The organism is Cupriavidus consociatus (assembly GCF_017814975.1).
Taxonomy (GTDB): Bacteria; Pseudomonadota; Gammaproteobacteria; order Burkholderiales; family Burkholderiaceae; genus Cupriavidus; species Cupriavidus consociatus.
In genome coordinates this window covers 123942-142001 of record NZ_JAGIQA010000022.1, presented here as the reverse complement: position 1 = coordinate 142001, position 18060 = coordinate 123942, and the positions used below count along the sequence as shown (strand labels likewise).

The window sequence follows — 18060 nt, the reverse complement described above, 5'->3', positions numbered from 1 at the left end:
TCGTCCGCCTCGCCCAAAGCCTCATCGACATGCTGCTTATAAGGCTTGTTGATGCTTACAGTAACTTGGGTGGATTGCATCTGAAGGGGGTGCTACCTCAAATCCAGTTAATGCCTGTCGATAAAAAGTGAGGCAAAGCGCTGCTGATTTGAGCTTGACTTTCGAAAGACACCTGATTTTCCTGAGCTTTCGTGTCATTCCGATGCTCAAACTCGGCATAAGCTTCCATCCGAAGATCGCTGCACCCGTTTCATCAGCTTGACACTTGCTCCTAGCGTGTACGTTGAAGTGGCTGCCGCGATCACCGGGGCCGCAACAACTTTCCGTAAGGGCAACAATGAAGAAGAAAGAAGAAGAGAAACGCGAGTTCAATCTCATCGACCCGAAGCCGCCCGTATTGCGCGAGCTGGCCATCCAGCAACTGGGTCACTATGTCGATGCCGGCGCGATCGGCCGGATCGTGCAAGCCGCGCAAGAGATCGAACTCTCGCGCAAGCGGATCCTCAGTGAGCATACCGCCATCGGCTCTCGCCTATTCCAGATCTACCACGTGATCCTAACGTGTGTGCAGAAGCGTCTGGGCGACACCCCCCGCGCTCGCCAGGAAGCCGATGACAACTTGTACAACTTCGCGGTGCGCGCCCTGCGCATTTCCCGCGCCTCCGCGATCAAGTATCTGCAGGCATTTCATCACTTCTCCGAGAACAGCGATGCCTTGACGTTTCTGAACCTGGGTGAGCTGACGATTCTCAAGCGGTCGGACATCACGCCAGAGGAAGTGCAGCGGTTCATCGATGCTCGCAAGGACGACGAGCCCTATTCGCGCAAGGAAATCGTCCCATACATCGAATGGTCTCGACGCACCCACCAGGAACTCAATCACGTCATGGCGACGCTAGAGGCTGCGGAAGAACAGTTGAACGAGAGCCTGGAGCGCCAGCGCGATCTCGAAGCCCAGATGCGCCACATGCGCGAACAGATGACATCCTCCGACGCGCAATCTGCGGCGCAAAAGGAGCAGCTTGACCGAACCTCCGCGGCGCTCTCATCGCAGGCTGGGGCCATGGAAAGCCTGCAGCATTCCATTAAGCGCTTGACGGACGAACGACAGGCCTTGCAGAAGGCATTGGCCGAGTCGAAGATCCGGGAGGTTGTGAAGGAGATCAAGGTCGAGGTCATTCCTCCCGAATACAAGACCATCGCCGACGCCGTCATAGACGGAAGCGGCAAACTTGAAGCGCTCAATGCGCAGATCAAGGATGCCGAACTGCGCCTCTCCGCTTTCAACAATGAGATCGAACGCCATGAAGCCAAGTCGGCCGACTCGCGGAGTCTGTCACTACGCATTGACGGCCTGAAAGCGGATCTCGATGATGCGCTCGCGAAATTCCGAGGCGCGGTCAAAGCCATCAAGGTCAAAGAGCATGCCCCCGCGCTGGTGTCCTTGCGCCGCACAGTGGAAGCCTTCCACAACGAACTGATCGCCATCACTGGAGCCTGACATGCACACCACCACCCCGACCCGTTCAATCTACGAGCAGTTCGTCCTGCCAGCCTGGGTGCGCGATCGTGTGCTTGCGGCCAATCTGCGAATCAACAACTACGTCCTGAATGCCGTTACGGTGCATCCAACGCTGGAAAGCATCTTCAGGGTATCGAGCGAGAACCTTCGCTCGCTGCGTGACGACCTGTCCCAGTCGGCGAAGATTCTGGGAACGCCGTTTCTCGCTTACGCACCAACGCTCACAACCATCGATGACTGGCGATCCTTCATCGAAGGACGGATGCCGACCGCCACAATGGAGCGGCTCAAGACTGGCCTGCCCCGCAATCTGTCAGTGGTGGACCGGTTGGCGCTCGAGCATACGAACCGCGCGTACATCAATGCCATGTACGACCTTCTCAACATGTCGGTACTCGCGGCGCCTCTGATCGGCATCTCGAACGACTTGGCCGCGTACCTGCGGTCGGTGCCTCAGCACGAACTCGACGTGGCTATCACCGAGCGGCTGGTGCCGCTTTTCCATTGGCGCTTCGCGGACGAGATGTTCTGGTTGGAGAGTCACTCCGGCCGGCTATCGCGGGAGATGATTTCTCATTATCTGATGGAAACGTCGCCGCTTCGGACTGACCGTCTGGCGCACTCTGGCGTCTGGGGCAACTTCCGGCTCGAGACGTTTGTACGCGACGCCCTATCCGAGGCGTTCCTGGCCCTCAGTTGTCGCGCCATGAGCGTCTCATCATTGTTCAATATCACCATCGAGACCACGCGGAAGACCTATCAGAGGTTGCATGGCAAACCATCGCCACCCGGCCAGCCGCCGTCATCGCTAATGTGGTACCTGGATTCCGCGCAGCGCCGCGTTCAGTCGACTTTCCAGATCTGGCTGTTTCGATCGGCGATCGCTCGTGACGTGTCGACACCCGAGAGCTTCGTCGCGACCCTTGACATCCATCGCGCGTTCTTCTCGGACGACTGCAAGGTGCCACCCGAGCGGTCGCTGCATCTGGCCCGCTCCATGTCGATGCACGAAGAGCTCGCGGTCTGGCCCTGCCGAAAGTGCGGGACGCCGTATCTGGCTTCGAACTCCTCCGCGAAGATCGAGCTTTCGCAGTCATTTCTGTGCCCTTGCTGCAACGGGACTTTGACGGCTTCACGGGGCAGGCGTCGGAACTGACCGCGAATCAGCAACAGTCGCCGAAGCACCCCCTATCCGTACCCTTCGATTGACGGGTTGTCCTTTCAGCGATCATAGCCAAGAATCGCAAGCGCCAGAAATTTGACCCTTCTCGGCCTTCTCGATACGGCGGCTTCCTCTTGGGGCCGCCGTCTTTTTTTGCCTATGCTCTGCGCCCCAACCAACTGGGCTCAATCTTTGCGAAACCTTCGACTAACCATCCTTACCGCCAGTGTCGGGACCTCCCGTTCCGCGAGCCTTGACTTCGGCACGGTGTCGCTAATCTGGAATCAAGCGGCTGGAATCCAGCCGCGATCCCATTGCCTCATCACACTGCGGCGAAATGGTGTTCGCGCAAGCGTTGGCGCCTGCTAGCAGATTTCGCGACACCACTACTCCGAACAGAGCATCTGCTGTCCGTGCTGGCTTGGCAGTAGCAGCAACAGCGAAGACTACGGGACCGACGGGCAATAGGCAGTGACATCTCTCCTGCTATATCGGAAGAATTCGTGAAGACGAGAAAAAGGTTTGCGTTGCTGTTGCTGGCGCTCATTGGCAATGAGGAAGTTTGGGCAAGCGGAAGTATCCCGTCGGCTGCTCCTGGCCCGGCAGAAATTCCCTCCCTTGCGCTGCGGACAAGCGTGCCGGAGCCATCCTACGCAAAGAGTTCGGGACAGTTCGCGCTCTTCAACGGTGTCAACGCCTTGCGCCGGAAGCTCGGCGTCGGTCTTCTCGTGCAAGACCCCGCGCTCGACACCGCCGCCCAGGCACATGCCGTCTATCTCAGCGCGCAAAGCGTGGCACAGCATGACCAATCCGTAGACTCTCTGCATTTCTACGAAACCACGCCTCTGCTACGAGCCAGAAGGGCCGGTGTCGGCGACACCCAATGGGTGGCCGAAGTCGTGGGCGCAGCCAGAGGCCCCGATGATCGCGAGATTGGCGCAGGCTGCATCGATCAGTGGTACCACACCGTCTACCACTTGCAGTCGCTCGTCACGAACCAGGAATCCATGGGAATTGGATTCAGTGGCACTGGCGCCTTGGGCCTGAATCATTGCGTCATCGACTTCGGCACGAACACTGCCACACAACCAGACCCTACACCCAACGGCGTGCCCTATGGGGGAGATCAGCAGATTGACGCTGGAACCTTCGTCACCGTGCCAGCCGACCGCGACATCGATGTACAGCCCGGCTTCAATTTCTCCGGCGAGTCGCCGAATCCCGCGCCGGACTGCTTACGCCCGGCCGACCTCTGATCGGAATGCGCGGCAAACCTCGGCCTTCAGGCCCGGGAAGGATAGCGCGGACGCCGTAGGCGTCCTTGACAACCCGTGAGTCCTGTTACGATTGACTCATGCAACGACTTCAAGCCTTCAAGTACGAACTGGTGCCGACCGGCGAGCAGCAGCACGACATGCGCCGCTTCGCTGGCGCATGTCGCTTCGTCTTCAACAAGGCATTGGCGTTGCAGAAGGAGAACTACGAGGCTGGCGGCAAGTTCATCGGCTACGTAGCCATGGCCAAGCGCCTGACTGAGTGGCGCAACGGTGCAGACACGCCGTGGCTCAAGGATGCGCCCGTGCACCCGCTCCAACACGCCCTCAAGGATTTGGAGCGCGCCTACAAGAACTTTTTCGCCAAGCGTGCCGCGTTCCCGAAATTCAAGAAACGAGGCCAGCGCGACAGCTTCCGTTATCCAGACCCGAAGCAATTCAAGCTCGACCAAGCCAACGGGCGAATCTTCCTGCCGAAGTTGGGCTGGATGCGCCTGCGGCTGTCGCGCCCGGTACAGGGCACGTTGTGCAATGCCACGGTAAGTTTCAGCGCGGGAAAGTGGTTCGTATCGGTTCAGGCCGAGCGTGAAGTCGTGCAGCCCGTGCCGCAGGCAACGAGCGCTGTTGGCATCGACGTTGGCATCGCTCGCTTCGCGACGTTCAGCGACGGCAGTTACCTTGCGCCGCTCAACAGCTTCAAGCGGCACGAAGCCCGCCTGCGGCGTGCGCAGCGGGCGATGAGTCGCAAGACCAAGTTCAGCAACAACTGGAAGAAGGCGAAAGCCAGAGTCCAGCGTATCCATGCCCATATCGGCAACGCCCGCCGCGACTACCTGCACAAGGCCACGACCACGATCAGCAAAAACCACGCGATGGTGTGTATCGAGGACTTGCAGGTACGAAATATGTCCAGGTCGGCGGCGGGCAGCGCCGATGTTCCGGGCAGGAATGTCCAAGCCAAGTCCGGGCTCAACAAATCTATCCTCGACCAAGGTTGGTTCGAGTTCCGGCGTCAGTTGGGCTACAAACTGGCGTGGAATGGCGGCTGGCTTATCGCCGTGCCACCGCAGAATACGAGCCGGACGTGTCCGGCATGCGGCTGCGTCAGTGCGGGCAACCGGCTCACCCAGGCGAAGTTCGCGTGTATCGAGTGCGGTTTCGAGGACAACGCCGATGTGGTCGGCGCGGTCAACATTCTGGCGCGAGGACATCGCGTTGCAGCCTGTGGAGAGTCGGCGCAGTTGGGCCGCTCTGCGAAGCAGGAACCCGCCGAAGCGGCTGCGCAACTCACCGCGTAGCGCCGTAGGAATCCCCTTCCTTTCCGCCCAAAGGCGGCGACCGAAGGTCGAGGGAGGGGAGGATGTCAAGATCTACGCGAATGGCGCGCTTGCGGAGGTACTGTCCGTAACGGCCTTCAAACTCGTTGACAGCAGCGGCGCCGAGGTGCCTGCGCGCCTTTTGGTGTCCCCAGCGGCGAAGGTGGGTGGCTCAAATGGTGTGGTCGATGAATACCTGCGGAACAATGCGGCCTTCCTGGTCCCGCTCGCGCCCCTTGCGGACCGCGAGGCCTACACGGCTTCGTTTGCTGGCACTCGGGCCGGCAAACCGGTGAGTATCTCCTGGACCTTCAGGACTGCTACGCAGGGAGCCTCCACTTTCCGATAGCCCAAGCGCGCCGACGACCCCGCCGGACGATTTCGCGTGACAGGCCTCGAAACACATACAACGGAGATTCAAAGATGGAATGGTTAACGATCGCGCCTTTGTGCTGACGCGCAAAGTCCTGCCGACGGTGAGCGAGTATGCGCGGAAGTATCCAGCGTGCGTGACCGAGCGCGGCATGTCTTGCAATCGGTGCGGATCCAGAAGCATCCGCCTCTGGCGCGAGCAGCCGTTCATTGCCGTGCATCAGTGGCATCTCTGCATTAGCTGCGGCACATCGCTCTACCGATCGCGGTAACGCGCACTTGACGCGGTCTTCGGCTCCGCCAGCCGTAACGATTACCAGGACACCCCACTTTCCGGGGGTCGAGTTTGGCTCCAATTCGTCGACTAGATGCTGATTGCCTTCGTGTATTCTCACGCCCGGTCGGGGATTTCGGGCACTTGACTTCGCGCGCCGATAGGTAAGCTAAAAGTAACGGTCGATCCCCGACCGGTCAAAGTCAGAGGAAGAAAACATGCAAAATTCCAAATTCGCTCTCTCGGTTCTGGCCACTGCCATGACGCTCGCTCTTACCGCATGCGGTGGTGGTGGCGGTGACGATGGTGGCTCCAAGAACCCCACCACGCCGCCTACTACTCCGACAACGCCGACGACGCCGCAGGAGCCGACTTCAGTACCGCCGGCAACTTCCGCCCCCGCAGCCACCTACCCTGGCGGCGATCTACGGTTGGCCGCGTTTAACGCCCTGAACGACTACCGGATCAAGATGGGCGTGGGCGCCCTGAAGCAGGATGCAGCGTTGGATGTTGCCGCGGACAATCACCTTGGCTACTTGAAAGCGAATTCTGCCGTTGGCCACGAGGAAGCTGCCGGCAAGCCGGGCTTCACCGGCGCGAATCCGTACGATCAAAGCGTCGCTGCTGGCGCGTCGAAGGATCAATGGATAAGCCAGGCTGCAGATGGGTCAATCGGGTGCTTGGCAGACTTCAGGAACTCGGTGTATCACTTGCAGGGCATTACGGGGAACCAAGAAACGATTGGCCTTGCCATTCGAGACGGCTATTGCGTAATGAACTTTGGCGTAAAGACCGGAGCGAATGGTAGCGGGTATGGGCTCCCACAATGGGGGGGACAACAAATGGCTACGAACGCTCTTGCGTACTCGCCGGTCGATGGAGAGAACGTTCCGGGCACGTTCACGGCCACCGCTGAATCGCCCAGCCCGGCGCCTGATCTTCCGAGTGCCGGTCATCCTGTCATGTTCCGAGTCCCGGCTCCAACCGCAGGCGACGTTCTGACCGTCTCCAGCTTTACACTTACTGGCCCCGGCGGCAGCTCCATTCCGGCTCGCATTCTGGTGGCCACTGGTGCAAGGTCGGGCTCTACGACTTCTGCTATCTCGGATCCGTACGTCTATAGCGGGGTAGCGTTTCTTCTCCCGACGCAACCCCTCACGGCGGGCACATACACTGCCACGTTCGCAGGTGCGCGCAATGGCGTTGCTATCAACAAGTCTTGGAGCTTTACCGCGTTCTAAGGCAGTCTCCGTTGATTGACGAGGGCCCGCTAAATGCGGGCCCTTCTCTTTTTTCAACTGGCACAGGGGTCAAACACTATGCCGCGAGCCTATTTCCGGCAAACTTCATACAACTGAAGTCCCATGTTGTTGCCGTTACTCAAGTAGCTCGCCTTGTTTGCGCCGGCGCGAAATCCGGCGGCGTCGATCCCGGCCACAGCCTGAGAGCCCAAATCCGGCCACTCCATGTACCCGGTCCACATTCGGGAGGCAACAACGCTTCCGGCCCAAAGAATTTGAAACCCCTTTCCCTCACATCCGCCATCGGCGGTGCATTGACCCATATCGCCAATGGCGATGCTATAGGCGTTCGGAGAATACTGGCAGGCTGGTGGCGGTGGTGGCGCGCAGCAAGGTGGCGGAGGCGGCGGCGGTGGAGTCGGAGCACCACAGGTGGCCAATCCGTTCTGGACGAGCCAAACCTTTCCCACAGGACAATCCGCCACTGTCATCGGCGGTGCCGGAAACGAATAGAGCTGGGCCTCCGCTGCCGAAAGGCTAACCATCAGGGTGCAAACGACCAGTATGCGCTTCATATCAATGATCCTTAAAACGTGCAGCCAGTTGTGACTGTGCCCACTAGTTGCCCGCCTAGGGCGCCAACGTCGTTGCCGCTATACCACGCCGCTGGAGACATGGCGCTCGCTTGTGCGTACCAGTACGTGCCATAGTCGTTCATCGCAAAGTAGGTGCCTTGAATGGCGGGCATTACACTTCCGGTAACGTTCACCATTTCTTGTTTCGGCGTAAACATTGCCCACGCCGTTCCACCGGGGCAGTTGTCCTTGCCAATAGTCACGCCGTCCGTCACGTTTTCGAACTTTCGGGTGACGGACATGTTGCCCAACGCATTGTTAAGTGCGATATACCTGTTGCTCTTGCAGATGAATCCAACATTGGTCGCGCTGGTCGCTATCTGACCATTGTTCCCACACCACAGCCCTTCATAGATGTTTGCCACGGCCGTGCCTACCGCTTGCCAGATGCCGCCGGAGCAGATCACATGCCCAGTGCCGGTGGTGCTTCGACGCGTCGATGTTTCGACGCCGCACGCAGTACCTGGCGCGCCGGTACTTGTTAGATAGGTATCGCCACCACTGGTTAGGGCAGTCGTCGCCGTGACTCGAGCGGCATTGTTGACGTCGTTGCCTGCCATGTCGATCGACGTCTGCATCCGATTGAGTTCCGGATGGCCTGGAACCTGCACCCGATACAGATAGCCGTTGTTGGCCTGCGCGCCGGTAAAGGCTAGCAACGACGCGAGCCGGCCGCTGCCAGGATTCGTATAGTTGGCCAGCAGCACCTGCCATGCGCCATACGCCCCGTAGGCTCGATTTGCCACCATGGTCGGGTCGCCATTCTGGCCCGCATAGGGTACGAAGCCCCCTTGCGCGCCTGCCTGCGCAGCGATCTGCACGAGCTGGCGGGTGTCGGTGATCGGCCGCCCGCCCTGCGACGTGACGAGCGCCTGCAGGTTGTTCGGCGTCGGCTGCAGAACCTGAAGCAGCCAGGTCTGGCCGAACACATTGGTCGCCGAGAACCCGGCTGGCAGATAGCCGCCGCTGATCAGCATGGCCGGCGTAACGTTAACAGGGACGCTCGCGGTCGCTTGAGCGACCAGCGTCGCGGATTCGTCCTGCACGAACTGCAGGGCGGCCTTGTCGAAGACAAGCATCTGGCTCGCCGCGGCGGCGGTTTGGACGTTCGTCACGCCGGCTTTGGCCCACGTCGCGAATCCGGCAAGGCTCAGCATCGAGAGCATCAGCGCGACGAGATATCCGAGGATGGCTTCCATGCGTTTCTCAGGTGTTCAACTGGACCCAATTGACCAGCGCCCCAACGGGAATGGTCGCCGGCACGCTGTAAGCGACGCCGGTGGCAAGATTGACGGCCGTGCCCTGACTGCGGACCCGGAACCACGCGAGACTGCCCTCTGTGCTGCTGAGCAGCGCGCCGCTTGCGCCTGATGACACGCGCACATATCCGTAGACGTCGCGCCCGCCGCCCGGATTGGCGACGGCCATGCAGCCGGCACCAGCCGGCGCCACCATCCCTGACGGCAACACTGGCGTCACGCTCGCACCGACCAGCCCCGGTGTTGCACCGGCGGTCGACACACAGGCCGAGCCGTATGCCTGCGCCTGCTGCGCTGTGACCGTCGCTACAGATTCCATGCGGCCAGCCACGCCGGCCCCAGGCGCTGCTTCCGATAGTTGCCGGCTTTGGGCAACAATCCCGAGACAGAACAGGACCGTCGCGATCGGCAGGATGAGATAGCCCATGCCCTTCTCCTCAGACTTTGGTGGCCGTGTGGAGCCTCACTGGAAAGTCAGTGTGAAGCTGGCGGTCGCGCTGCACGCGGCACCGGCAGTGGCCTGGTCAGGCAGGTTCGCCTGCGTGAAGGTCGTGGTTCCTACTGCCAACGAGACGTAGTCGCGCAGCGAGGTTGCGGTGCTCACGCACTGCTTTGCCGTCTGCGCACCGCCGCCACCGAACCGGATCACACCCTGCGAGCCGCTGTTTGCGGCCGACAAGGTCACGGCATTTCCCCAGGTGTCGACCAGGGTCGTGCCGCGCACCATGTCCGTGGGAAACATTCCGCCGGTGATCATCGCCGGGATGTTGGCCGTGGTGAAGTTGGTGTATCCGTTATTCCCCTGCGAGAAGCCAGCGCGGGCATTCGTGATCAGCTGCGCGATGTTGGTGGCCACCACGCCAGCCTTGTGGCTCTGGAAGCCGTTGTAGCCCGCGTAAGCGATGCCCACCAGTGCCAGCAGGCCCAGAACGATGGCGACGATCCGCCCGAGAATTCCATCCATGTCACTTCCCTATAGTCCACGCCCGGATTTCATCGCCTTCCACCGTGGACGTGATGCCGGTGGAAATTCCGCCTCGTCGCTGCGCGCGCTTTGCCGGCTTACTGGAAGGTCAACGTAAAGGTCGCCGTGGCGCTGCATGCAGCGCCGGCGGTGGCCTGGTCAGGCAGGTTGGTCTGGTTGAACGTGGTCGAGCCAACGGCGAGCGTCACGTAATCCTTCAGGCCCAGTGCCGCGCTCACGCATTGCTTTGCGGTTTGGCCATTGCCGCCGCCGAAGGTAATGACACCCTGGGACCCGTTGTTGGCCGCTGCCAGCGTGACCGCATTGCCCCAAGGGTCGACGAGTGCCGTGCCGCGCACCATGTCCGACGGGAACATGCCGCCGGTAATCATTGAAGCGATGTTGGCGGTGGTGAAATTGGTATAGCCGTTGTTCCCCTGCGAGAAGCCTGCACGCGCATTCGTGATCAACTGCGTGATATTGGTCGCGACCACGCCCGCTTTGTGGCTCTGAAAGCCGTTGTACCCGGCATAGGCAATGCCAACGAGCGCCAGCAGACCCAACACGATAGCGACGATGCGCCCAAGAATTCCGTCCATGTGATACCCCTTTAGAGATTGCGAAAGCGATTGTCAGAGCTTGCCCATCGAAGATGTGAGGATCTCCGAGAGCGAGTTGGAGCCGAGTTGCAGCACAACGAAGGCGAGGAACATCAGTCCGGTGAAGGTCGCCGACATCACCATCCCCTTCGCAAGCAGTTGCCGCTCGATGACTTCGGCGTTCTGCCGCACGGCCACCGTGATCTTCTCGGTGAAGTCCTCAAAGCCCGCATACGCGCCGATTTCATCGATTAGATCCAGCGAAGGGAAGCCGTTCCCGGTCTGCCGCATGGCTTCTGCGAGGTCCAGTCCATCGGCCAGGCCGAGTCGAATCGGCCTCAGGCGTGAGGCCAGCCATGGCGATGCCGTGCCGATCTGGCCCTCCAGCGCTGCAATGTCAGGCACTTTCGCCCGCAGCAGCGCGACGAACGACATCAGCCAGCTGAAGCCGGTGATCTCGCGGTACACCGTGAACGGAAACACATGTTGGTCAAAGAATCGCCTGCCCGGCCCAGCCCACCTCGGCAACGCCCACCAGCTCCAGACTGCGTAGGCACCGAGGCTCCCGAAGATGACCGGCGCCGGCCATCCCACAGCCAGCTGACCCATTCCGTACATGGCATATGCCCAACCTGTCCACTTCTCGATCGACAGCACATCGGTGAACTGCGGCACGATGTAGCCGCCGATCAACAGCAAGACCGCATACAGCGTTACGAGGTAGACCGCCGGCGCGAAAAAACTGGCCTGCAGCTTCTGCCGCAGTCGCGTTGTCAGGTCGCGCACGTCCAGCACCAGGCGCATCGCGTCCGGCAGCTGCCCGGCCTTTTCGCCGGCGTCCAGCACGCTGCGCTCAAGGTCGCTGAGGCTTGTGCCCATCGCCGCCATCAGGGTCTTGCCATCGCGCACCTGACGACCGATCTCGTGCGCCGCCTCGGCGGCGCGCTTGCGGCCTCGCCGCGCTAGCCGCTCCCGGAAGTCTTCAATGACCTGGGCGAGGGTCAGCCCATTCTCCAGTTGGCTCGATGCCTGTTGATACAGGCGCCGGCGCATTGCCCACGACAATCCGCTCACAGTGCCTCCCGCATTGGAATGGCGTCTACGCTTCCCTCCGCATCGACAGGGCTCAGGCGGCCCGCCAGCACAAGGTCCATCGCGTGCGCGATCATGGGCTTGTCCGAACCCTGCCGGCGCCGATGATTGCGCCGCGCTGCCAGTACGCCGTCGTTGATGCAATCCTGCATCAGCTGCTCGCTGGTCACGACAACCTCGGCTACCGCCTGTTGACCGATGATCGCTTGGCCGTGGCAGTGGTCGCAGCCCGCGCCGCGCACTCGGACTTCCGAGAGATCGCCCCAGGTTCGCATCGCACTGAGCATGTAGTCCGGCAGTGGTTCCGCAGCGCTGTCGAGCTTCACCGAGCAGTGCGGACAAAGCAGCGGCACAATCCGCTGCGCAATGAGGCCGATGATCTGGTTGTGATTGGCAATCACCTCCATCGCCAGACGAACATGGTCCAGCATCATCAGTCGCGAGAACGTCTCGAACGGGTCGGTCACGTGCAGCGTGGTGAGCACCTGGTGGCCGGTCGCCGCCGCCTGCAGTGTCGCGATCGCTTCCTCGACACCGCGGATTTCGCCCAGCAGCACCGCATCCGGGTCCATCCGCAGTGTCATGCGCAACATTTCCGGGAACCGCTCGCTTTCCGTGACGAGCTGGATCGCCCAGTCCATCGGATACTCGGTCGGATTCTCGATCGTGATGAGCCGCTTCTGCGGAAAGAGGCGTGCCTGATGCCGCGTGCATTCGAAGAGCGTCGTGGTCTTGCCGCTCCCTGTCGGACCGGTCACGACGATCACGCCCATGGGCCGGCGCAGCAGCTGCGAGATGAGGTCCACCTGCAGCGGCGTATAGCCCATCTGGCCGAGCTTGAATTCGCCGCCCGGCGCTTTCGGCGAGCGAACATCGAGCCGTTTGGCCGCGTCGACCGCGTCCGCCTTCAGTGCGCCCTCGTGGTGCTCCCGGTATTGCAGCCGCGCAACGAGGAAGCCGCCGCCGCTCTCCACCGGGTAAGCGGGCCCACGCACGATCCGCACGCTCGATAGCCCGGTGCCCGGCAGCGCGTCGCCGGCGATCTGCGCGTCTTGCACGTCCAGCGGGTTATAGGTGGCGGCCTTCACCGTGGCGAGGCCCGTGTACATCGCGCGGATCAGGCGTTCACCCTCTTCCCGTCGCATCGACAGTGCCGAGACCGTGCGCAGATCTCCCTTGATCCGTACCTGAATCTCGGTGTGGTGCTCGCGAACCAGGATGTGAATGTCCGAGGCGATCAGAACGGCGCAATCCGCGATCAGCCGGCGCGCGAGCGTCAGGGTCTGCAGGTCGGTATCCTGCAGCTGGCCGGAACCGCGCTGCTGGCGCAGCACGGCAAGCTCCTGCGCGGACACCTTGCGCAGTTGGGGCGCGGCGCCGCTGCGCCGCAGCTTGGCTTCCCAAGTCAAAAGCCGCGGGGTGCCGAAATGCCGGGCATCCACGTAGATGTCGCAGCCGTGAACCGCCAGTACTTGTTGCACATTGTCATCGGTCAGGCCAAGCTCTTTGGCGACATCCTCTACGTGCAGGCCGCTCTCCGCGACGCGCTGACGAAGCGCCGTTGCCTGGTCGTCCGTCAGATGGTTCAGGTTGCAAGCAACACGGTCGAAGGTGGCGGGCAGGTTGCGCGGATAGAGGATATGCGGCTCAAGCACCTCGGGAGGCTTCGGCAACGCCAGTGCATCGGACTTCACGGACGGCTCGGCCCGCGTCGCAAATGCGGTGCCTCGTGCCGACCCACTGCGTGGACTGCGCCACAGACGAGAGATCGTCGCGATCATTGTTGACTCCCAGCAGGCGGCACTGCGCCGTCCCGCATTGCGTACAGTTTTCCTGTGCCCTTCCATGACTGGGCGGCTGCTTCGTAGCTGACTTCGGTCAGGCGCAGGCCTGCCACGCCATCCAGTCCCTCGCCCATGCCCAGCCACGGCGGCGCGCCAAAGCCGATGTCCGCGGTCATGGCGAGCCAAGGATCGACCGGGGTGTTGCCGTCTGCCGGCAGCAGCGGGGGCGGCGAGGTCAACTGCAAGCTCACGCCGTTACCCTGTGCGTACGTCCACATCGACCGTTGCGCGGCGCCTGTCGCACTGACCGCGCGCGAGGAAGGCAGGAATGCCGCCGGCGCATTCACCGTCGCCGTCGCTTGATTGCCGTCCGTGGAAAGCGTTCCGGGAGCATTGGCAGCCAAGCCGCCCTCACGCTTCCAGGTGGTTTCGATCGTCAGGGCGGTCGACGTGGCCGGCTTGCAGCGCCAGCTGGAAAGCGTCCAGCCAGCCTCCGCTAGTGCCTGCCGGTCCCAGGCGCGGCGGCAGGCCTGCAGGAAGGCGGTCGGCATCGCCTCCTCGACCCAGGGTATGGCCCGCTGCCTTGCGGCCTCATTGGCGAGCTGCGCGGCGGCAACCGCGCGCTGTCGCATCAACTGCGCCTCACGCTCAGCGGCTTGCTGTTGGTCGTACCAGTACCATCCTCCGACGAGAAGGGCCACGACGCCGATTGCCGCTGCCACCGCATAGGAGGTCGACTTCCAAGGGCCGGTCAGCACATCCCGCATGGGCGACACGCCCTTTGCAGCGCGCGCCATGTTGGCGAGCTCCCGTATCGTCCCTTCCACCTCCGTCCATTCCCCAAGGGCGCGATGCCGCTCCCGGATCGGTGCCAGTTCCTCCAGGGTGCCCACTCGGTCGCCACCGGCAATGACGGCGTGGCCCTGCCGAACGGCGATGTACCAGTAGAGGCTGCCCTGCAGATGGAAGAGTCCCCTCCATGGCTGCCGGTGCTGACCGGCAACGACCGCGGCAAGCGGCTTCAGCCCCGCCGGTTTCGCGCCGGCGATCGCTTCGCAGCAGCCAGTCTGGATTGCGCCTTCCGCGCTTTGATGCACCACGCCCCAACGGACGTTCCGGCCGAGTTCCAGCGCCCGCGCGCGTAGGACACCCTGGCTCGGCTGGGTTTCCTCGTGTTGCCAGGTCAGCCCGATGGCGAAGCTACCCTTCAGTCCGGGGAATGACAGGATCTCAGCCATCGCTCAAGGCCTCAGCGTGCGCACACGCTTGCCATTGGCAAGCTTCACCCCACCGTCATCGATGCTGACGACCTTCCAGCCACCATCCAACGTGTCGCCAGCCTGGACCGGAATGGTTCGACCGCTGACATCCACAACAGCGTTGTAGTGACCATCGAACGCGCGCAGCGACACCAGGCGGGGAGCCTCCGGCGCGAGCCGCGGCGCGCGCTCTGCCACGCCGCCAGCCGGCATCGGACCGGCCAGCGAAATCGACGCCACGCCGGCGCCAGCCGCCGCGCCGGCCGGGGCTGCGATCAGCGAATCCTCGGCCCGCTTGACCTCTGCCTTGTACTTGGCGATCTCGGCGCGCGCCTTCCACAAAGCCATTTGGGACTGCAAAGCCGCGAGTTCCGGCGCGTCAGAGGGGCGCGACGGTTGGACGGCTTCTGCCGCGGGCGTGCTCGTCGCTGTGGAGCTCGCAACGCCCGCCGCTGGGGCGCCAGCCATCGGCTGAATCGACGGGGCGGTGCCCGATTGCGACGTCCCTGGGCTCCCCCCCGCCGACGCGATCGCCGCTGCGACAGGGTTCGGCATCGCCGCCGCCGCATTGGCAGGGGCGGCAGCCGACAGGCCGACGGTAGCGACAATCGCCAGCACGGCGGGGGTCCAACGATGATTGAATGCGCGATTCTGCATGGAATTGTCTCCGTGTTACAGCAAGCGGGCCGAGATCATGATGGCGATGACCGTGTCTCCCTTGAGCGCACCGACGCCACCGCCCAGCGCGGCCATCCACGGCTCGCCGACGCCGTTGTTGGTCGTAGACGCCTTCTGATTGCGCAGGCCTGTGAGCACCAGCGATTCACCGGGCTTCAAAGTGATCGACTGCGTGAACCGGTTAGTCGGCATGGTGCGCAGCTGCACACTGGTCTGGTTCGCGTCCCCGCCCGAGTTGAATCGCTGCAGCGGCAGTAGATCCGACAGCGTCATGTCGAAGTTCATCAGAATCCGGCCATCGACAACCTTGGGCAGGAAGTTGCTGGTAAAGCCGTAGGTCACCGTTCCGGTCTGGATGGAACTGGTGGAACCGACGTTGGCAGCCAGCGTCGTTTGCGACTGCGCGACATAGTCCTGCAGCGTGGCGGTCTGCAGGGCCAGGACCTTGCCGTTTTGCGTGACGCCCGAGCGCGATACCACCTGCGACACGTTGCCAAGCGTCGAGAGCGCGTGCACGACGGCCTTGCTACCGGCGAAAGGACCACTCATGATCGTCGCGCCCAAGTTCATCGGGGTGGCACTGCCTGAAATCGTCGGCGTGCTGACGGAGCTGAACGCGACGCCGGTCTGGCCAGCGGAGCTTTGGTAGGCAAGAGACAGGTTCAGCCCGTAGTTGTCCTCGCGGGTCACGCGGACTTCGTAGACCTGCACATCGATAGCCACCTGCTTTCCGTACATGGCGGCCAGGCTCTTGACGAACTGTTCGATGCGGTCGCATTGCACCGGATCGCCGGTCACGGTCAGGGTGCCAAGGTTCTTGTCGACCACGACTTCGGCGCTGGCGCCAGCGACGGCCTTGGCAGTCGCCTGGAGGGTTTCCCACGGCTTCATCTCGACGGACATGTTCATCGACTGGCCGCTACGGCCGCCACTTCCGCCTACACTGCCGCCGTTTCCGCCGGCGCCGGCCATCCCCCCGGAGCTGCTGTCCGACGTGGTGATCGAACCGTTCATGGACGAGGCATCCGCGAGGCTCGGCAGCATGAACGTCCGGGTTTCCGTCCGGAAGAACGACACCGTGCCGTCGTTGTAACGCGACCAGACACCAAAATGCGCCTCGACGGCATCGAGGAAACCCTTGAAGTTCCCGTCATACCGCAGGGTCAAGGGTATCGTGATTGCCACGCCAGCACCCTGGCCCGACGCAGAAGCGCCGGCCAATGGGGCGGTCAGGTCCACGCGGGGCGTACCACCCATCGGAATGGGTCCAGTCGGCCGCGACCCGGCGGCTGGCTGCGTAGGTGCCGAACCGCCCGTCGCCGACGCAACGGCTGAGGCGTCCACGGTCGCCCGCACGCCTACACTTTGTGCGATCCAGTTGGCAGCTTCGGTCAGTGACCCGAGCGTGCCTTTAAACACCACGTGTTTGTTGTAGATGTCCGGCTGCGGCTTGCTCGCGCGGATCTTCTCACCCATCAGCCAGGCGCCCTCATGCACCCGGAATACCGGACGGCTGCGGGGCACATCCGCGTATGCCGCGTGCGCCTCGTTGCCGATGGCGTTCTGTATGTTGCGCGTTTCCACCACGCCGCAACCGGTCAGCAGCGTTGCAGCCGCTACGGCCGCTGCGGTGTAGCGCGCCGCACTACTCTTACTCTGCTTCATCATTGCACCATCCCATTTTGGCTGATAATCACCGTGCGATTGCCGCGCCAGCTATCCCCCACCACGTCGGCGCCGTTATTGGCCAGCTCTTCCACCACACGCTTGACTGCGCTTTCGAAGTCGCTGCCGTAGTCCTTGTCGCCGGGCACGATCCAGCCGTCAGGAACGTTCCAGGCCACCGTCCACCCGGCGCGGCTCGCCCAGTTCTGAAGCTGCTGTTGAAGCGCCTCCCCTTTGACCAGTCGGAACACGGCACCGGCCGCCGGCGCGACGTTGGGCACGGCGGTGCTGGTCAAACTCGGCGCCGCGCTAGCGGAAGGCGTGTTGGCGGCCAGCAACGTCGGGCTGACGGCGGCCTTGGCAGTCTTGGCGCCATGTGGCGCCTGCAGTTGCTGCCAGCCGTCGTTCGACAGCTGCGAGGCATGCACCGCCGGCACAAGGATCAGGCCGCTCACCAGTGATGCTGCGGCGACGGCAAAGCGAATGGTTCGGTTGGATTGGCACATAGCTATGCGTTCGGTTGAAGTTAAGGAACTACCGCAAGGCGGCGCGCTGCAGCGCCTGCCACCGCGCATGAATCTGGTTTGCATAGCGCAACTGCTTGTCGGGTGAGGAGGCGTTGTAGGCCCCGACCGCCTTCCACGTTGGTCCGAAGCGCTGGATGTTCTCGCGCAGAATCCACGCGCCAACGTAGGCATTGATGCACCCGTCAAACAGGTGGGCACGCGTGATTCCATACCTGCCCAGGCGCGGCAGGTGGATCGAGTTGATCTGCATGAGGCCGATATCCTCCGAACCGTTGCCATTCCGATTCGTGACCCATGGCCGCAGGCCTGACTCCTGCATCGCGATGCTGCGAAGCAATGAAGGGCTGACGCCATGGAACATCGCGGCATCGTCGAGGCAATCGGCGCGAGCTGCGCTCGCCAGCAAGGCGGATGCCGTCAGCGCCACCATCCAACGG

16 protein-coding genes are annotated in these 18060 nt (G+C 62.4%); 5 read left to right on the top strand and 11 right to left on the bottom strand.

Features of this window, described 5'->3' with window-relative positions; translation table 11 throughout:
• Window positions 1–337: 337 nt before the first annotated feature.
• The 5 genes from J8I82_RS26450 to J8I82_RS26430 all read left to right on the top strand — a co-directional run bounded on the left by J8I82_RS26450 (window position 338) and on the right by J8I82_RS26430 (window position 7161).
• Window positions 338–1501 carry a hypothetical protein gene (locus J8I82_RS26450; protein ID WP_209761796.1) on the top strand — a complete coding sequence of 388 codons (1164 nt, stop codon included), beginning with the start codon at window positions 338–340 and terminating at the stop codon, window positions 1499–1501.
• A 1-nt stretch (window position 1502) separates the two neighbouring features.
• Window positions 1503–2678: a FlhC family transcriptional regulator gene (locus tag J8I82_RS26445; protein WP_209761795.1), complete on the top strand. Its 1176-nt coding sequence runs from the start codon at window positions 1503–1505 to the stop codon at window positions 2676–2678.
• 509 nt (window positions 2679–3187) lie between these two features.
• Window positions 3188–3940 carry a CAP domain-containing protein gene (locus tag J8I82_RS26440; RefSeq protein ID WP_284183161.1) on the top strand — a complete coding sequence of 251 codons (753 nt, stop codon included), beginning with the start codon at window positions 3188–3190 and terminating at the stop codon, window positions 3938–3940.
• Between the two features lie 98 nt (window positions 3941–4038).
• Entirely contained in the window at window positions 4039–5256 is a 1218-nt protein-coding gene (locus J8I82_RS26435; protein ID WP_209761794.1) for an RNA-guided endonuclease InsQ/TnpB family protein, read from the top strand.
• Window positions 5257–6138: 882 nt separating this feature from the next.
• Window positions 6139–7161: a CAP domain-containing protein gene (locus J8I82_RS26430; protein WP_209761793.1), complete on the top strand. Its 1023-nt coding sequence runs from the start codon at window positions 6139–6141 to the stop codon at window positions 7159–7161.
• 586 nt (window positions 7162–7747) lie between these two features.
• On the opposite strand, the gene pilV is transcribed toward J8I82_RS26430, so the two are convergent.
• From pilV to J8I82_RS26375, 11 genes are all read right to left on the bottom strand, one after another.
• Window positions 7748–8995, bottom strand: coding sequence for a shufflon system plasmid conjugative transfer pilus tip adhesin PilV (gene pilV, locus J8I82_RS26425; RefSeq protein WP_209761792.1), 1248 nt, complete (start codon window positions 8993–8995; stop codon window positions 7748–7750).
• Between the two features lie 7 nt (window positions 8996–9002).
• On the bottom strand, window positions 9003–9482 hold the full coding sequence (locus J8I82_RS26420; RefSeq protein WP_209761791.1) for a hypothetical protein: 480 nt from the start codon (window positions 9480–9482) through the stop codon (window positions 9003–9005).
• Between the two features lie 36 nt (window positions 9483–9518).
• Window positions 9519–10019 (bottom strand): type 4 pilus major pilin, encoded by a 501-nt coding sequence (locus J8I82_RS26415; RefSeq protein WP_209761790.1) that lies wholly within the window; start codon window positions 10017–10019, stop codon window positions 9519–9521.
• A gap of 98 nt (window positions 10020–10117) precedes the next feature.
• Window positions 10118–10618: a prepilin type IV pili gene (locus J8I82_RS26410; protein ID WP_209761789.1), complete on the bottom strand. Its 501-nt coding sequence runs from the start codon at window positions 10616–10618 to the stop codon at window positions 10118–10120.
• Window positions 10619–10651: 33 nt separating this feature from the next.
• A complete protein-coding gene (locus J8I82_RS26405) occupies window positions 10652–11671 on the bottom strand; it encodes a type II secretion system F family protein (RefSeq protein WP_245180138.1) in 1020 nt (339 codons plus the stop codon).
• 17 nt (window positions 11672–11688) lie between these two features.
• Window positions 11689–13491: a GspE/PulE family protein gene (locus J8I82_RS26400; protein WP_209761787.1), complete on the bottom strand. Its 1803-nt coding sequence runs from the start codon at window positions 13489–13491 to the stop codon at window positions 11689–11691.
• Window positions 13488–14732, bottom strand: coding sequence for a type 4b pilus protein PilO2 (gene pilO2 / locus J8I82_RS26395; protein WP_209761786.1), 1245 nt, complete (start codon window positions 14730–14732; stop codon window positions 13488–13490). Before pilO2 ends, J8I82_RS26400 begins: the two co-directional genes overlap by 4 nt.
• A gap of 3 nt (window positions 14733–14735) precedes the next feature.
• The gene (pilP, locus tag J8I82_RS26390) at window positions 14736–15410 is read right to left on the bottom strand and encodes a type IV pilus biogenesis protein PilP (RefSeq protein ID WP_209761785.1); all 675 of its coding nucleotides are present in this window, start codon (window positions 15408–15410) and stop codon (window positions 14736–14738) included.
• 15 nt (window positions 15411–15425) lie between these two features.
• On the bottom strand, window positions 15426–17096 hold the full coding sequence (locus tag J8I82_RS26385) for a type II secretion system protein GspD (RefSeq protein WP_209761803.1): 1671 nt from the start codon (window positions 17094–17096) through the stop codon (window positions 15426–15428).
• Window positions 17096–17602 carry a toxin co-regulated pilus biosynthesis Q family protein gene (locus tag J8I82_RS26380; protein WP_209761784.1) on the bottom strand — a complete coding sequence of 169 codons (507 nt, stop codon included), beginning with the start codon at window positions 17600–17602 and terminating at the stop codon, window positions 17096–17098. Before J8I82_RS26380 ends, J8I82_RS26385 begins: the two co-directional genes overlap by 1 nt.
• A gap of 28 nt (window positions 17603–17630) precedes the next feature.
• Entirely contained in the window at window positions 17631–18053 is a 423-nt protein-coding gene (locus tag J8I82_RS26375) for a lytic transglycosylase domain-containing protein (RefSeq protein ID WP_209761783.1), read from the bottom strand.
• Window positions 18054–18060 lie beyond the last annotated feature (7 nt).

What these genes read in the sequence shown, in the direction of transcription:
- J8I82_RS26450 (WP_209761796.1), top strand. Translation starts at nt 338, where the DNA reads ATGAAGAAGAAAGAAGAAGAGAAACGCGAGTTCAATCTCATCGACCCG.
- J8I82_RS26445 (WP_209761795.1), top strand. Translation starts at nt 1,503, where the DNA reads ATGCACACCACCACCCCGACCCGTTCAATCTACGAGCAGTTCGTCCTG.
- J8I82_RS26435 (WP_209761794.1), top strand. Translation starts at nt 4,039, where the DNA reads ATGCAACGACTTCAAGCCTTCAAGTACGAACTGGTGCCGACCGGCGAG.
- J8I82_RS26430 (WP_209761793.1), top strand. Translation starts at nt 6,139, where the DNA reads ATGCAAAATTCCAAATTCGCTCTCTCGGTTCTGGCCACTGCCATGACG.
- pilV (WP_209761792.1), bottom strand. Translation starts at nt 8,995, where the DNA reads ATGGAAGCCATCCTCGGATATCTCGTCGCGCTGATGCTCTCGATGCTG.
- J8I82_RS26420 (WP_209761791.1), bottom strand. Translation starts at nt 9,482, where the DNA reads ATGGGCTATCTCATCCTGCCGATCGCGACGGTCCTGTTCTGTCTCGGG.
- J8I82_RS26415 (WP_209761790.1), bottom strand. Translation starts at nt 10,019, where the DNA reads ATGGATGGAATTCTCGGGCGGATCGTCGCCATCGTTCTGGGCCTGCTG.
- J8I82_RS26410 (WP_209761789.1), bottom strand. Translation starts at nt 10,618, where the DNA reads ATGGACGGAATTCTTGGGCGCATCGTCGCTATCGTGTTGGGTCTGCTG.
- J8I82_RS26405 (WP_245180138.1), bottom strand. Translation starts at nt 11,671, where the DNA reads ATGCGCCGGCGCCTGTATCAACAGGCATCGAGCCAACTGGAGAATGGG.
- J8I82_RS26400 (WP_209761787.1), bottom strand. Translation starts at nt 13,491, where the DNA reads ATGATCGCGACGATCTCTCGTCTGTGGCGCAGTCCACGCAGTGGGTCG.
- pilO2 (WP_209761786.1), bottom strand. Translation starts at nt 14,732, where the DNA reads ATGGCTGAGATCCTGTCATTCCCCGGACTGAAGGGTAGCTTCGCCATC.
- pilP (WP_209761785.1), bottom strand. Translation starts at nt 15,410, where the DNA reads ATGCAGAATCGCGCATTCAATCATCGTTGGACCCCCGCCGTGCTGGCG.
- J8I82_RS26385 (WP_209761803.1), bottom strand. Translation starts at nt 17,096, where the DNA reads ATGAAGCAGAGTAAGAGTAGTGCGGCGCGCTACACCGCAGCGGCCGTA.
- J8I82_RS26380 (WP_209761784.1), bottom strand. Translation starts at nt 17,602, where the DNA reads ATGTGCCAATCCAACCGAACCATTCGCTTTGCCGTCGCCGCAGCATCA.
- J8I82_RS26375 (WP_209761783.1), bottom strand. Translation starts at nt 18,053, where the DNA reads ATGGTGGCGCTGACGGCATCCGCCTTGCTGGCGAGCGCAGCTCGCGCC.